This is a genomic window from Thiocapsa rosea (assembly GCF_003634315.1).
Classification (GTDB): Bacteria; Pseudomonadota; Gammaproteobacteria; order Chromatiales; family Chromatiaceae; genus Thiocapsa; species Thiocapsa rosea.
This window is the reverse complement of record NZ_RBXL01000001.1, coordinates 398,641-413,330: the sequence shown is the minus strand read 5'-3', so window position 1 is coordinate 413,330 and position 14,690 is coordinate 398,641. Positions and strand designations below refer to the sequence as shown.

General features: G+C 62.3%; 11 protein-coding genes and 1 pseudogene. 5 read left to right on the top strand and 7 right to left on the bottom strand.

All coding sequences use genetic code 11. The features are described 5' to 3' along the window. Positions 1-82 precede the first annotated feature (82 nt). Positions 83-1,371: pseudogene (locus BDD21_RS01830) on the top strand (citrate synthase). 54 nt (positions 1,372-1,425) lie between these two features. Here the strand turns inward: BDD21_RS01830 and BDD21_RS01825 are convergent. Further along, positions 1,426-1,869: a DUF7931 domain-containing protein gene (locus BDD21_RS01825; RefSeq protein ID WP_120795685.1), complete on the bottom strand. Its 444-nt coding sequence runs from the start codon at positions 1,867-1,869 to the stop codon at positions 1,426-1,428. A 509-nt stretch (positions 1,870-2,378) separates the two neighbouring features. Here BDD21_RS01825 and BDD21_RS01820 point away from each other — a divergent pair. After that, a complete protein-coding gene (locus BDD21_RS01820) occupies positions 2,379-2,960 on the top strand; it encodes an OmpA family protein (protein WP_120795684.1) in 582 nt (193 codons plus the stop codon). Between the two features lie 223 nt (positions 2,961-3,183). Here the strand turns inward: BDD21_RS01820 and purB are convergent, their stop codons facing one another. The 4 genes from purB to mnmA form a co-directional block, all read right to left on the bottom strand. Continuing rightward, complete coding sequence (purB, locus tag BDD21_RS01815; RefSeq protein WP_120795683.1) at positions 3,184-4,551, bottom strand: adenylosuccinate lyase; 1,368 nt, start codon at positions 4,549-4,551, stop codon at positions 3,184-3,186. A 10-nt stretch (positions 4,552-4,561) separates the two neighbouring features. After that, positions 4,562-7,225, bottom strand: a complete 2,664-nt coding sequence (acnA, locus tag BDD21_RS01810; protein ID WP_120795682.1) for an aconitate hydratase AcnA — start codon at positions 7,223-7,225, stop codon at positions 4,562-4,564. Positions 7,226-7,557: 332 nt separating this feature from the next. Then, complete coding sequence (hflD, locus tag BDD21_RS01805; RefSeq protein ID WP_170164664.1) at positions 7,558-8,205, bottom strand: high frequency lysogenization protein HflD; 648 nt, start codon at positions 8,203-8,205, stop codon at positions 7,558-7,560. Positions 8,206-8,286: 81 nt separating this feature from the next. Continuing rightward, positions 8,287-9,399: a tRNA 2-thiouridine(34) synthase MnmA gene (mnmA, locus tag BDD21_RS01800; RefSeq protein WP_120799692.1), complete on the bottom strand. Its 1,113-nt coding sequence runs from the start codon at positions 9,397-9,399 to the stop codon at positions 8,287-8,289. 129 nt (positions 9,400-9,528) lie between these two features. Here mnmA and icd point away from each other — a divergent pair, with 129 nt between their 5' ends. Beyond that, positions 9,529-10,788 carry an NADP-dependent isocitrate dehydrogenase gene (icd, locus tag BDD21_RS01795; RefSeq protein ID WP_120795680.1) on the top strand — a complete coding sequence of 420 codons (1,260 nt, stop codon included), beginning with the start codon at positions 9,529-9,531 and terminating at the stop codon, positions 10,786-10,788. Between the two features lie 126 nt (positions 10,789-10,914). On the opposite strand, the gene cspD is transcribed toward icd, so the two are convergent. After that, the gene (gene cspD / locus BDD21_RS01790; protein ID WP_007193300.1) at positions 10,915-11,121 is read right to left on the bottom strand and encodes a cold shock domain-containing protein CspD; all 207 of its coding nucleotides are present in this window, start codon (positions 11,119-11,121) and stop codon (positions 10,915-10,917) included. 301 nt (positions 11,122-11,422) lie between these two features. Here cspD and clpS point away from each other — a divergent pair, with 301 nt between their 5' ends. Together clpS and clpA are read left to right on the top strand one after the other, a co-directional pair. After that, positions 11,423-11,746 carry an ATP-dependent Clp protease adapter ClpS gene (gene clpS / locus BDD21_RS01785; RefSeq protein ID WP_120795679.1) on the top strand — a complete coding sequence of 108 codons (324 nt, stop codon included), beginning with the start codon at positions 11,423-11,425 and terminating at the stop codon, positions 11,744-11,746. Between the two features lie 66 nt (positions 11,747-11,812). Beyond that, complete coding sequence (gene clpA, locus BDD21_RS01780; protein ID WP_120795678.1) at positions 11,813-14,074, top strand: ATP-dependent Clp protease ATP-binding subunit ClpA; 2,262 nt, start codon at positions 11,813-11,815, stop codon at positions 14,072-14,074. Positions 14,075-14,286: 212 nt separating this feature from the next. Here the strand turns inward: clpA and infA are convergent, their stop codons facing one another. Continuing rightward, positions 14,287-14,505, bottom strand: a complete 219-nt coding sequence (infA, locus tag BDD21_RS01775) for a translation initiation factor IF-1 (RefSeq protein ID WP_007193303.1) — start codon at positions 14,503-14,505, stop codon at positions 14,287-14,289. Positions 14,506-14,690: the final 185 nt, after the last annotated feature.

The window sequence follows — 14,690 nt, the reverse complement described above, 5'->3', positions numbered from 1 at the left end:
GAGGCAGGAGGCAGGAGGCAGGAGGCATGACAAGCCCGAACACCGATCCGCATGAATTCCCCCTCAACCCTTGGAGACTGTCATGTCCAACGAAGCGACCTTGACCGTGGGCGACGCGACCTATCGTTTCCCGATCATCGAGGGAACGGAGGGGGAGCGCGCAATCGACATCCGAAACCTGCGCGCGGAAACGGGCTTGATCACCCTTGATCCGGGGTACGGCAATACCGGGAGTTGCCAAAGCGCCATTACCTTTATCGATGGCGAGCAGGGGATCCTGCGCTACCGAGGTATCCCGATCGAGCAGTTCGAGGCGGCGCCGAACTTCGTCGAGGTGGCCTGGCTCCTGATCTTCGGGCATCTGCCGAGCCCGGAGGAATACGACACCTTTGCCGCGGATTTGACCGGGTGCGCCAATCTCGACGAGGGGATGAAGCATCACTTCGAGGGTTTCCCGCGCGCGGCGCCGCCGATGGCCATCCTCTCGGCCATGATCAATGCCTTGTCCTGTTTTCATCCGGAGATCTTCGAGCTCCAGGACAAGGATTCGGTGCGGATCGCTGCCGCCGGACTGATTAGTAAGATCCGCACCATCGCCGCCTACGCCTACCGCCACTCCAGAGGTCTGCCTTATATCTATCCGGATCCCAAGCTGAGATACGTGCCGAACTTTCTGCACATGATGTTCTCCCAGCCCTTCGAGCAGCATGTCTGCGAGCCGATCGTTCGAGACGCGCTCAATCTGATCCTGTTGCTGCACGCCGATCATGAGCAGAACTGCTCGACCTCGACGGTGCGTATGGTCGGCTCCAGTCAGGCCAATCTCTTCGCCTCCTGTGCAGCAGGCGTCTGCGCGCTTTGGGGGCCGTTGCACGGCGGGGCGAACGTCGCCGTGCTCGAGATGCTCGAGCAGATCCATCAGGGACAGATGACCCCGATGACTATGTCCGGTTGGCAAAGGACAAGGACAGCAAGGTCCGGCTGATGGGTTTCGGTCACCGGGTCTACCGGAATTTCGACCCGCGCGCACGGATGCTGGCGAATGTCGCCGAGCGTCTCCTTCCGCAGCTCGGCGTCAAGGACCCGTTGCTCGACATCGCGCGTCGGCTCGAGGAGATCGCGCTCGAAGATCCCTACTTTATCGATCGGCAGCTCTATCCCAACGTGGACTTCTACAGCGGGATCATTCTGCGGGCCATCGGGATCCCCGTGAACATGTTCACGGTCATGTTCGCGATCGGCCGGCTCCCCGGTTGGATCGCCCACTGGTGGGAGCAGGAGCAGGTGCCCGGCAACAAGATCGCCCGCCCGCGTCAGATCTATGTGGGACCGCGAGAGACCGATCGCGTGCTGTTGAGCGAGCGACGCTGACCCGCGACGCGGGTCGGACGCAGCACGCGCACCGGAGCGCCCGGTGCGGAGTCTTCAGAGGTGGAGGCGGCGGATCTCGATGTCGGTCTCGGCGTGCTCCCACATCTGCTCGAAGTCGACGTGCAGCCGATGGGCTTCCCGTCGCCCGTGCATATCGACGAGGCCTTCGCTGTCGTCCGCGAATGGCCGTTTGAGGTAGGCGTGTCGGTCGGCGATCAGAAAGGCATCGGGACGATCCGGAGCGTCGTCGGCAAGGCGCCGGATCGCGATCCTCGAGCTCAGCCGCTGCGTCAGTCCGACGATGCGGTTCCCGGTTTGGTGGCGTTTGTCCGGGAGGCTCAAGAGGGCTCGTACTGGAGAGTCCGGCCGTGCGAGCGCAAGCGACTTCACGGCATCGATGAACTCTTGGGTGTTGTACAGATCGAGGTCGAGCGTACGATCGAACACAAGCAGCTCCCTTCGCGCCCCTTGTGCGATCGCAATCCCCGCGTCGCGCATCTCGCCTCGTGTTGCGAGTCTTCTGGGGCCGGGTTGTTGTTGGCGAGACCCATTCACGTCATTGTGCTCCTGTCCTATCTTACCGTGCGTCGATGTCTACCGGGTCCGACCGGGAAAACACGTCCCGCCCTGCTCCGATGTTGAAGTTGTGAATTAACAACAATGCTTGTCGATCCTTTGCATGCCACGTCGCTGCTGGGTTCGAGGATCGCTTTTCCGTCGGCTGATGTGGTATTCGGGAAGCGGTCGTTGCAAATATGTTTCGCACGGCGAAAAAAGTTGCACTTTTGTGCCTGTTGTAGGCTAAAATGTCGTTGTCCCAAGTGCGGTCTGTCTATGCTGTCCGCGCCCAATCTTAATCGATGAGCTGAAGTAAGACGGCAGACCCGCGGCGAACGAGCGATACAAAGACGATGATGTTGCTTTTTCCTGACATGTCTTCCGCCTAAGGCCAAAGCCAAAGCCGACGCTTGAATCATCATCCATCCACCTGAACAGGAAACCAAAAGATGCGCAAACAGAAAAAGACCTCAAGGCTGGCCGCGCTCGCAGCCCCGCTCGCGATGGCCGTCACATTGGCCGCTCCGCTGTCGGTTCAGGCCGACTACAACTATGAGCACTTCTGGTCCGCTCAGCCCGTAGGCACGGCGTGGGTGACCAGCTACGGTGAATGCTGGCAGAGTCTGCATGGCCCCAATGACTTGGAGCCCTGCGTCAAGGCTGCTATTGTTCCGAAAGAATTTACCGTCCGTCTGAACTTCGAGTTCGACAAGTATGAAATGGCCAACGTCGTCAACGATGCCGAGCTGCAACGCCTGGACGACTACATCGCTCAGGTGAAGGCGACGCCGGTCCGGGAAGAGATCTCGCTTGTCGGTCATACCGATGCCAAGGGCTCGGACGAGTACAACATGGCGCTCGGCATGCGTCGCGCGGAGTCTGTCCGGAACTACATGATCAGCAAGGGTATCCCGGCGAGCGATATCGTGTCGGTCACAAGCGAAGGCAAGCGCAATATGCTGCCTGAGTACGACATCTTCTCGGTGCAGCAGCGTCGTGTGAGGATCCTCGCCGAGTACGAAGGAAGCTGACACTCTGCTCCAAAGCCGGGTCTGTATCGATCGCCTAGCCTTGTGCCGGGCGAGCGATCAATCCCGCTCATCTCTTCGACCTCTCGACTGTCCCCGTTTAAGACCGCGCAGATCACTGAAGTGATCTGCGCGGTAGGGTCCAATAAGCCTCATCCCCCCGACCGGGGCTTATGGGAGAGCCGTTCACGTCTCGACGTGAGCGGCTTTTTTATTGTCCCACTACTCAGATTTCACGTGCAAGCCGAGCGGCATCCCCGAGATAGGTTGCGGGTGTCAGTGCCGCGAGCTCGGCCTTCGCCTCTTGCGGGATCTCCAATCCATCGATGAAAACCTTGAGTGCGTCCGGTCCGATGCGCTGCCCGCGCGTCAGCTCCTTCAGCCGCTCGTAAGGGCGGTCGACGCCGTAGCGGCGCATCAGGGTCTGAATCGGCTCGGCTAAGACCTCCCAGTTCGCATCCAGATCGGCCGCCATCCGTGCGGGATCGGCTTCCAGCTTGCCGATTCCGCGCAGCGCCGACTGCAACGCGATGCTGGTGTGGGCGACGCCGACACCGAGGTTGCGCAGAACGGTGGAGTCGGTGAGGTCGCGCTGCCAACGCGAGATGGGCAGCTTTGCCGTCAGATGTCCGAGGATGGCGTTCGCGATCCCGAGGTTGCCTTCGGCGTTCTCGAAGTCGATCGGGTTGACCTTGTGCGGCATGGTCGAGGAGCCGACCTCGCCCGCGACGGTACGCTGCTTGAAATAGCCCAGCGAGATGTAGCCCCAAAGGTCGCGCGAGAGGTCGATCAGGATGGTGTTGAAGCGCGCGAGGGCATCGAACAGCTCCGCCATGTAATCATGGGGCTCGATCTGGGTGGTGTAGGGATTCCAGGCGAGCCCGAGAGACTCGACGAAGCCACGGGTCAAGTCCGGCCAGTCGACGTCCGGATAGGCGACACGATGGGCGTTGTAATGTCCGACCGCGCCGTTCATCTTGCCCAACAACGTCACCCCGGCGACGTGATCGCGCTGGATGCGCAGCCGGTGGACGAGGTTCGCCATCTCCTTGCCGAGCGTCGTCGGCGTGGCCGGCTGTCCGTGGGTGCGCGACAGCATCGGCTGATCCGCGTAGCGATGCGCCAAGTCCCGCACGGCCGCGATGACGGCGTCCATCTCGGGCAGCAGGACCTGCTCCCGCCCGGCGCTCAGCATGAGCCCGTGGGCGAGGTTGTTGATGTCCTCGGAGGTGCAGGCGAAGTGAATGAACTCGCTTGCCGCGTTGAGCTCGGGGTGCCCGGCAACCCTTTCCTTGAGGTAGTACTCGACCGCCTTGACGTCGTGGTTGGTGGTGCGCTCGATGTCCTTGATCCGCTGCGCGTCCGCGATGCCGAACTGCTCGGCGATGGCGTCGAGCAGCCGGTCGGCCTCGGCCGAAAAGACCGGCACCTCCGGGATTCCGGGGTGCCGCGACAAGCTTTGCAGCCAGCGGATCTCCACCAGCACCCGGTAGCGAATCAGCCCGAATTCGCTGAAGATCGGTCGCAGATCGGTCGTCTTGGTGCCATAACGCCCGTCGACGGGCGAGATGGCGGTCAGGCCGGTGAGATCCATCGCCATCGGATCAGGCCGCGAGTCGACGCAGGACGTAGGGCAGGATCCCGCCGTGCCTGTAGTAGTCGATCTCGTTGGGGGTGTCGATGCGCACCTTGGCCTTGAAGGTTTTCACCGACCCGTCGGGTGCTGTCGCGCTGACGGTGACCGCCTTCGCCTCGGCGTTGTCGAGCCCGGTGATGTCGAACTGCTCGGTTCCGGTCAGGCCCAGCGATTGGGCGTTGTCGCCCGGCAGGAACTCGAGCGGCAGGATGCCCATGCCGACCAGGTTGGAGCGATGGATACGCTCGTAGCTCTCGGCGATCACGGCGCGCACGCCCAAGAGACGCGGTCCCTTCGCCGCCCAGTCGCGCGAGGAGCCAGAGCCGTATTCCTTGCCGGCGATGACGATCACCGGCGTGCCCTCGGATTGGTACTGCATTGCCGCGTCGTAGATCGACATCTCCTCGCCGCCCGGCTGATGCAGGGTCACGCCGCCCTCGGTGCCCGGCGCCATGAGGTTGCGCAGTCGGATGTTGGCGAAGGTGCCGCGCATCATGACCTCGTGGTTGCCGCGTCGCGAGCCCAGGCTGTTGAAGTCCTTGGGATCCACGCCCTTTTCGATCAGATATTTGCCGGCCGGCGAGTTGGGCTTGATGGAGCCGGCGGGGGAGATGTGATCGGTGGTGATGGAATCGCCGAGCACGGCCAGACAACGCGCACCCGCGATGTCCTCGGCCGGGGATACATCCAGCGTCATCCCGTCGAAATAAGGCGGGTTGCGGATATAGGTCGAGTCGGCCGGCCAGGCGTAGGTCTGGCTGGCGGCCACCTCGATCGACTGCCAGCGCGCATCCCCGGCGTAGACGTCCGCGTAGGCGGAGGTGAACTCATCGACGGTGACGTTCTCGGTGATGGCCGCGTTCACCTCGTCCTGGGTCGGCCAGATGTCCTTGAGATAGACCGGTTGGCCGTTCGGGGCGGTCGTCAGCGGATCCTTGTAGGGGTCCAGGTCGATCCGCCCGGCGATGGCGTAGGCGACGACCAGCGGCGGGCTCGCCAGATAGTTCATGCGCACCTCGGCATGGACCCGGCCCTCGAAGTTGCGGTTGCCCGAGAGGATGGACACGGCGCAGAGGTCATTGTCCGCGATGGCCTTGGAGACGGGTGCGGGCAGCGGGCCGGTGTTGCCGATACAGACCGTACAGCCGTAGCCGACGTTGTGGAAACCCAGTGCCTTGAGCGGCTCGGTGAGCCCGGCGCGATCCAGATAGCGCGTGACGGCCATCGAGCCCGGGCCGAGCGAGGTCTTCACCCAGGGTGCGGCCTTGAGCCCCAGCGCGGCGGCCTTCTTGGCGACCAGGCCGGCGGCGAGCATGACGCTCGGGTTGGAGGTGTTCGTGCAGGAGGTGATGGCTGCGACCACGATGGAGCCGTCGGAGAGCTCGACCTCGTGCCCGTCCATGACCACCGTTGCGGGACCCTTGCTCGGGATGTTGCGCTCCTTCTTGAGCGCGGCCAGTGCGGCCGGGAAGTGGCTCGCCATCTCCGTGAGCGGCACTCGGTCTTGCGGACGCTTCGGGCCGGCGAGCGAGGGCACCACATCGCCCAGATCCAGCCCCAATGTCTCGGAGTAATCGGCCTCGGCGGCATCGGCCGTGTGCCAGACGCCCTGCGCCTTGCAGTAAGCCTCGACCAAGGCGATCTGCGCCTCGTCGCGCCCGGTCAGGCGCAGATAGTCGAGCGTGACCTGATCGACCGGGAAGAGGCCGCAGGTGGCCCCGTACTCAGGCCCCATGTTCGCAATGGTGGTGCGCTCGCCCATCGGCAGGGTCGCGATCGCCGGGCCGTAGAACTCGACGAACTTGCCGACCACGCCGTGCTTGCGGAGCATGTCGACGATGGTCAGGACGAGGTCGGTCGCGGTGACGCCTTCGCGCAGGGTGCCGGTCAGCTTGAAGCCGACGACCTTGGGGACCAGCATCGAGACCGGTTGGCCCAGCATGGATGCCTCGGCCTCGATCCCGCCCACACCCCAGCCCAAGACGCCGATCCCGTTGACCATGGTGGTGTGGGAATCGGTGCCGACACAGGTGTCGAAATAGGCTTGGGTGCGGCCGTCGAGCGGATTGGGGAAGATGACGCGCGAGAGATACTCGATGTTGACCTGATGCACGATGCCGGTGTCCGGCGGAACCACCTTGAAGCCGTCGAGCGCCTTCTGGCCCCACTTGAGGAAGGTGTAGCGTTCCTGATTACGCCGGAACTCAAGCTCCGCGTTGAGCGCGAACGCATCGTTCGAGCCGAAATGATCGACCTGCACCGAATGGTCGATGACCAGCTCGGCGGGCTGGAGCGGGTTGATCTTGCGCGGGTCGCCGCCGAGCGCCTTCATCGCATCACGCATCGCTGCCAAATCGACCACGGCCGGAACCCCGGTGAAGTCCTGCATGAGCACGCGCGCCGGGCGGTACTGAATCTCCTTGGAGGGCTCGGCCTTCGGATCCCAGTTGGCCAGGTCATCGATGTCCGAACGGGTGACGGTGACATCGTCCTCGTTGCGGAGCAGGTTCTCCAACAGGATCTTCAGCGAGAAGGGCAGTCGCGCGCTGCCGGGGACGGCGTCGAGCTTGAAGATCTCGTAGTCCGTACCGGCGACGTCGAGTGTGGCTTTGGCGTTGAAGCTATTGGTCATGCGGTGCTCCGGGTTCGGCGAACAGGTTGGACCCGATTCTAGCGGCCAAGCCGGTGCGGCGCTATATGCTGCGGTGCAATATGTTCGGGCGGGGTGGGGGCGAGCTTCTAGCCTCCAGCCTCCAGCCTCCAGCCTCCAGCCTTGAGCTGACAGCTAAGGCGATTTCCGGGAATCAACATCCAGCTATCAGCTATCAGCTAACAGCTAACAGCTAACAGCTAACAGCTAACAGCTAACAGCTAACAGCTAACAGCTAACAGCTAACAGCTAACAGCGATGCTCCGGCGTCGGATAATGCCGGCGGATGATTGCTGCCTCAGGCTCCGCGTTCGTCAGGCATTCGGATTGGCCGTGCGGTCGGCCAGGCTGTTGAGATAGCGGCGGGCGTCGGCGAGGATCTGCTTGTTCTTTAAAAGTAATTGCCAGCGGGTACCGCCGACCTGCCGCCACAGCATGGCGGAACGGATGCCGGCGAGCAGAAGTGCGCGCACCCGGTTCTGGTTATCTGGATTCTGCAGATGCAGCGGGTCGCCGCGCACGATGATTCGAGGTTCCAGGGTGCTGACGGTGTCGGTGTAGATCGCCGCGAAATGGGCCAGCATATTCGGATGCAGGAGTGCAAAGTGCTCCTGCTTTGCCTGTCCTGCCTCGATGCCTTCGCCGATGCGCGCGAGAAGGTCGGGGCGCCCCGCAAGGGCCCGCTCCAGTTTCATCACGAGGACCACGTAGCGGGTCAGCTCCAGGTTGCGCTCCGGTTTGCCGGTGAGCTGCGCAATGATCTGGCGTGCGCCGTTCGCGACCCGTCCCGGCTCGCCGAAGACCGCACCCACGTCGTCGGCATTGACCTGAAGTAGGCTGTAGATACAGGGCTCCATCGCGTCGGTGTCGGCCGAGCCGGAGCGGGCGACACGCATGACGCAATTGACGGCTTGATAGATGCCGGCGAGGGCGATGAGGCGGTCGAGATTGTCGTGAGGCATTCGGCTGGGGATCTCCTGAGGGGCTTGAAGGTCATTTGAACCCGAACCGGGCGGTTGCGCCAAGTGCCGGTTCTCAACCGCTCAGCGCCATCCGGCGTCGATGATCGCGCCGCCGAGACAGACGTCGTCGCGGTAGAGCACGACCGACTGACCCGGCGTCACCGCGCGCTGCGGTTGGTCGAAGCGAATCCGGCAACCCGCCTCCCCGGTCTCTACGACCTCGCAGTGCTGCAGAGGCTGGCGATGGCGTAGACGCGCCAGGCACCGAAACGGCGTGTTGTCTGGCTGCTCACCGGCGATCCAATGCGGCGCCGCCGCATGCAACCCGGACGACATGAGCAGCGGATGGTGCGTGTCCTGGACCAGCACCAAGGTGTTGCGCTCGGCGTCCTTCGCGGCGACGAACCAGGGCGCCTCGCGACTTCCGTGAATGCCGCCGATGCCGAGTCCTTGGCGCTGCCCGATCGTGTAGTAGGCGAGCCCCCGATGCTCCCCGATCACAATCCCTTCGGCGGTCTCGATGGGGCCGGGCTCGCGCGGGAGGTAGCGGGCGAGAAAGTCCCGGAAGCGACGCTCGCCGATGAAGCAGATCCCGGTGCTGTCCTTCTTCTCGGCATTGGCGAGTCCCAGACCCCTCGCGATCTCCCGGACCTCTCGCTTGGTCAGATCATGAAGCGGGAAGAGCGTGCGCTCCAACTGAGATTGATCGAGCAGATGCAGGAAATAGGTTTGATCCTTGTCGGGGTCGGCGCACAGACCCAAACGCGCGCCCTGCGCATCGCCCGTGACCCGTGCGTAGTGGCCGGTGGCGATGAGGTCGGCACCCAGCCCCAGTGCGTGATCGAGGAAAGCGGCGAACTTGATCTCTCGGTTGCACAGCACATCCGGGTTGGGGGTGCGCAAGGCTCGATATTCGCTTAGGAAGGACTCGAAGACGCGATCCCAGTATTCGGTGGCGAAGTTGACGGTATGCAGCCGTATCCCGAGCCGCTCGGCGACGCCGCGCGCGTCGGCCAGGTCCGCGGCGGCGGCGCAGTAGCCGGGGTCGTCGTCTTCTTCCCAGTTCTTCATGAAGAGTGCTTCGACCGCGTAGCCCAGCTCGAGCAGTCGATGGGCTGCGACAGCCGAATCGACACCGCCGGAGAGGCCGACGATCACGCGGGTCGAGCGGGGCTTGTGCGATACGGCGGTCATCGGGGGATTGTATACCGAGCGCGCGTGGGTCCGCGTCGCGAACGGGTGCGCTCGCGCCGCATCGAAGGTCTGCGCAAGCTGCGAAGCCGGTGTTAGCATGACGGCTTTTGGGCAACGAGAGCACTGCACATGGCCAACGACAACATCAAGATCCCTGCGGGCGGAGAAAAGATTCAGGTCAACCCGGACCTGTCTCTTCAGGTGCCGAACAACCCCATCATCCCCTACATCGAGGGCGACGGCATCGGTATCGATATCACTCCGGTGATGTGTGCGGTGGTCGACGCGGCGGTGGCCAAGGCGTATGGAGGGTCGCGCAAGATCCATTGGATGGAGATCTTTGCCGGCGAGAAGTCGACCCGGGCCTACGGCGAGGATGTTTGGCTGCCGGAGGAGACGCTTGCGGCCGTGAAGGACTACGTGGTCTCGATCAAGGGGCCGCTGACCACACCGGTCGGCGGCGGTATCCGATCGCTGAACGTGACCCTGCGCCAGGAGCTCGATCTCTATGTCTGTCTGCGTCCGGTGCGCTATTTCACCGGTACGCCGAGCCCGCTCAAGGAGCCCCAGCATACCGACATGGTGATCTTTCGCGAGAACTCCGAAGACATCTATGCGGGCATCGAATGGCAGGAAGGCACGCCGGCGGCCAAGAAGGTCATCGATTTTCTGCGCAACGAGATGGGCGTGACCAAGATCCGCTTCCCCGAGACCTCCGGGATCGGGGTCAAGCCGGTCTCGCGCGAGGGGACCGAGCGTCTGGTGCGCAAGGCGATCCAGTACGTCATCGACAACGATCGATCCTCGTTGACCCTGGTACACAAGGGCAACATCATGAAGTTCACCGAGGGTGCCTTCAAACAATGGGGGTACGATCTGGCCAAGTCCGAGTTCGGTGCCGAGGAGATCGGGGCCGGACCCTGGTGCAGTTTCAAGAACCCGAAGACCGGTAAGGAGATCGTGGTGAAGGACGTGATCGCCGATGCCTTCCTGCAGCAGATTCTGCTGCGCCCGAAGGATTACGACGTGATCGCCACACTCAACCTCAACGGCGATTACATCTCGGACGCCTTGGCCGCGCAGGTCGGCGGCATCGGAATGGCTCCGGGGGCGAATTTGTCCGACACCGTCGCCATGTTCGAGGCTACGCACGGGACTGCGCCGAAATACGCCGGCAAGGATCAGGTGAATCCAAGCTCCTTGATCCTGTCCGCCGAGATGATGCTGCGGCATATGGGTTGGACCGAAGCGGCCGACCTCATCATCAAAGGCGTGGAAGGTGCAATTGCGGCCAAGACCGTGACCTACGATCTCGATAGACTCATGGACGGAGCGACGAAGCTGAGCTGCTCGGGCTTCGGGGATGCGGTGATCGCGCGGATGGATTGACGGAAAAGACCGCCGAGTCTTCGGTAAAAACGGGGCGCGGAATCAGGATTCCGCCCCCGGCTGTGGTCGAATGTCGGCGCAAGGACCCGGCCGGGCCGACAATCGCGAGCGGTTATCCCGGGGCGATCAACTCACGCGGTGCACGTTGGCCGCATGAAGGCCCTTTGGGCCCTGGCTGATCTCGAATTGGACTTTTTGCCCCTCGCGCAAGGTCTTGTAGCCATCCATGTCGATGGCCGAGAAGTGGACGAAGACGTCCTCGTCGCGGCCATCGGGTTGCACGAACCCGTAACCCTTGGCGTTATTGAACCACTTGACAACACCGGTAATCATTTAAGGGCTCCTCCAGGAGTTGCAGGTTTCTCGTTGGTGGTCATCGTTGTTGTTGTCTGACGGGTGCCTTGAAACCTCGGAACCGCGCCATAACTGCGTAGTATAGTAAGGTGATTTCGGGGGTCAAACCGACATCGTCCGGGGCACTCCAAACCGATCCGCGTCACGGGTCGGCCCGGCCCGAATCCGAACGCTGGCGTCATCGCTCGGACTCGGGATCAACCCGAACCCGGATCGGATACCGCGACGAAACGTGCGACCGACATCGCAACCCTCAAAATTTTGCCTAGAATCCCGAATCATGAGTGACGACCTTCCAAGCGAGGAGCGCGAATCAGGGCTGACCGTACAGGAGGCGAAGCCGAAGCTTCGTCGGCCGCCCCTATTCAAAGTCCTGTTGCTGAACGATGATTACACCCCGATGGAGTTCGTGGTGCAGGTGCTGGAAATCTTTTTTGCAATGAACCGCGAGAAGGCGACCCAGATCATGCTGCACGTGCATACGCGCGGTCGAGGGGTGTGCGGCGTTTTTACCAAAGATATCGCCGAGACCAAGGTGTCGCAGGTGAATGACTTTGCACGCAGTCACCAACACCCCTTAATGTGTACGATGGAAGAGGCTTAGAGCCCGACACACCTGGTCGCTGCAGCGGCTCACACCGTTTCGTCAACCCCTGCTTGGATTAGGCCAATGCTGAGCAAAGAACTCGAATTTACGCTGAACCGGGCCTTCAAGGAGGCGCGCGCGAAGCATCATGAATACATGACGGTCGAGCACATGCTGCTGTCGCTCCTCGATAATCCGACCGCTGCGAAGGTGCTCAAGGCGTGCGGTACGGATGCCGAGAAGCTGCGTCGCGAGATCACCGCCTTTATCGACGAGACCACGCCGCTCATCCCCGACAGCGAAGATCGGGACACGCAGCCGACGCTGGGATTTCAGCGTGTCCTGCAACGAGCGGTCTTCCATGTGCAGTCCGCCGGCAAGAAGGAGGTCACCGGGGCAAACGTCCTCGTGGCTCTTTTCAGCGAGCAGGACTCGCAGGCCGTTTATCTGCTCAATCAACAGGATGTGACTCGGCTGGACGTCGTCAACTATATCTCGCACGGGATCTCGAAGGTTCCCGGCGAGAGTCAGGACGACGAGATTTCCGGTGATGTCGACGAGCCGCGCGGCGAGGAGAAGGAAGGCAGCAGTCCGCTTGAGACATTTGCCACGAACTTAAACGAGATGGCGCGCCTCGGGCGTATCGATCCCCTGATCGGCCGTGCCGCCGAGGTGGAACGCACCGTCCAGATCCTCTGCCGGCGGCGCAAGAACAACCCGCTGTTCGTCGGCGAGGCCGGTGTGGGCAAGACCGCGATCGCCGAAGGTCTTGCGAAGAAGATCGTCGACGGCGAGGTCCCGGAGATTTTGAGCGACGCCGTCATCTACTCGCTGGATCTCGGCGGCTTGGTGGCGGGAACCAAATATCGGGGTGATTTCGAGAAGCGGCTCAAAGCGGTGCTCGCTCAGCTGAAACGCCAGCGTCACGCGATCCTCTTCATCGACGAGATCCACACCATCATCGGTGCCGGATCCGCCTCGGGCGGGGTGATGGACGCCTCCAATCTGATCAAGCCCGTGCTCGCGTCGGGCGATCTGCGGTGCATCGGCTCCACCACCTACCAGGAGTATCGCGGGATCTTCGAGAAGGATCGCGCACTTGCGCGTCGCTTCCAGAAGATCGATGTCGAGGAGCCCTCGGTCGAGGAGACCTTCGAGATCCTCAAGGGCCTCAAGAGTCGCTTCGAAGAGCATCATCAGGTGACCTACACCAATCCGGCCTTGCGCGCCGCCGCAGAGCTGTCGAACCGCTACATCAACGATCGTCATCTCCCGGACAAGGCGATCGACGTGATCGACGAGGCCGGTGCACACGTGCAGCTCAAGAGTCCGGCAAAGCGCAAAAAGCGCATCGATGTCGGCGATGTCGAGGCGATCGTCGCCAAGATGGCGCGTATCCCATCGAAGAAGGTCTCCGCCTCCGACACCGAGTCGCTCAAGAACCTCGATCGCGACCTCAAGATGGTCGTCTACGGTCAAGACGCGGCGATCGATGCCCTGACCGCCTCCATCCGCATGAACCGCTCGGGCCTGGGGACCGAGGAGAAGCCGATCGGCTCCTTCCTGTTCACCGGCCCGACCGGTGTGGGCAAGACGGAGGTAACCCGTCAGTTGGCGCGTATTCTCGGGATGGAGCTGTTGCGCTTCGACATGTCCGAATACATGGAACGGCACACGGTCTCGCGTCTTATCGGCGCACCGCCCGGATACGTGGGCTTCGATCAGGGCGGTCTGCTCACCGAGGAGGTCAACAAGCATCCGCATGCGGTGTTGCTGCTCGACGAGATCGAGAAGGCGCATCCCGATGTCTTCAACCTGCTCCTGCAGGTCATGGACCACGGGACGCTGACCGACAACAACGGTCGGAAGGCTGACTTCCGCAACGTGGTCTTGGTGATGACGACGAACGCAGGGGCGGAAGACACCGCGCGTCGCTCGATCGGTTTCACGGAGCAGGATCATTCGACGGACGGCATCGAAGCGCTCAAGCGCTATTTCACGCCGGAGTTTCGCAATCGGCTCGACGCGGTCGTGCAGTTTGGCTCCCTGAGCGAGCAGACGATTCGCAGCGTCGTGGATAAGTTCGTGTTCGAACTCGAGCAGCAGCTCGAAGAGAAGAAGGTGAGCTTGACGATCGACGCCGATGCGCGTGCCTGGCTGGCGCAGAAGGGCTACGATCCGACGATGGGCGCGCGGCCGATGGCTCGGGTGATCCAAAACCACATCAAGAAACCCTTGGCCAACGAGCTTCTCTTCGGTGATCTGGTCGCAGGCGGGAACGTGCGCATTTATGTACAGGGAGAGACGCTCGCGTTCGACATCAACGGCGAACCCCGCTCGCTATGAACGACAGCCCGGCGACAGGCGTCGCCCGGCGCAAGCATCGATCATCGTGTCCCCGGCAAAGGAGTGCCGGTGAACGCGCAAACCTCTGAGGCAGCATCTTCCCGGTGGCCAGGACGACGACCCGCTCGTGGCCACCGACATGCCAGCCCGTGTTCTGCTACACCGGGTTACCGTCTTCCGGCGCTTGCGATGTCTTTTCGCTTCGAGCGTGCTTATCGCGCTCGATACACGATACGGCCTTTCGTAAGGTCGTACGGGGTCAGTTCGACAGTGACCTTATCCCCCGTAAGAATGCGGATATAGTGCTTGCGCATCTTGCCGGAGATATGAGCCGTGACGGTGTGACCGTTCTCCAGCTCGACCCTGAAGACAGTGTTCGGCAGGGTCTCGGTGACCGTACCTTCCATTTGGATAACGTCGTCTTTTGACATAGTTTTTGTATGTTGTACTGCGTGATCGGATCCGGGCCATGAAGCTCCGGGAGTGTACCATAGGTTGAGCGTCCCGGCGGGGCAGCAGGGAGTGTTGAATCGTTTCGTACCGCGTCGATTGCCCGATGTGTCTTAAACCGCGCCGACTCCAGCGGTCGCCAAATCTGCCGGGGCCGATCCCATCC

Coding starts and splice junctions, on each gene's coding strand:
- BDD21_RS01825 (WP_120795685.1), bottom strand. CDS start 1,869: ATGCGCGACGCGGGGATTGCGATCGCACAAGGGGCGCGAAGGGAGCTG.
- BDD21_RS01820 (WP_120795684.1), top strand. CDS start 2,379: ATGCGCAAACAGAAAAAGACCTCAAGGCTGGCCGCGCTCGCAGCCCCG.
- purB (WP_120795683.1), bottom strand. CDS start 4,551: ATGGATCTCACCGGCCTGACCGCCATCTCGCCCGTCGACGGGCGTTAT.
- acnA (WP_120795682.1), bottom strand. CDS start 7,225: ATGACCAATAGCTTCAACGCCAAAGCCACACTCGACGTCGCCGGTACG.
- hflD (WP_170164664.1), bottom strand. CDS start 8,205: ATGCCTCACGACAATCTCGACCGCCTCATCGCCCTCGCCGGCATCTAT.
- mnmA (WP_120799692.1), bottom strand. CDS start 9,399: ATGACCGCCGTATCGCACAAGCCCCGCTCGACCCGCGTGATCGTCGGC.
- icd (WP_120795680.1), top strand. CDS start 9,529: ATGGCCAACGACAACATCAAGATCCCTGCGGGCGGAGAAAAGATTCAG.
- cspD (WP_007193300.1), bottom strand. CDS start 11,121: ATGATTACCGGTGTTGTCAAGTGGTTCAATAACGCCAAGGGTTACGGG.
- clpS (WP_120795679.1), top strand. CDS start 11,423: ATGAGTGACGACCTTCCAAGCGAGGAGCGCGAATCAGGGCTGACCGTA.
- clpA (WP_120795678.1), top strand. CDS start 11,813: ATGCTGAGCAAAGAACTCGAATTTACGCTGAACCGGGCCTTCAAGGAG.
- infA (WP_007193303.1), bottom strand. CDS start 14,505: ATGTCAAAAGACGACGTTATCCAAATGGAAGGTACGGTCACCGAGACC.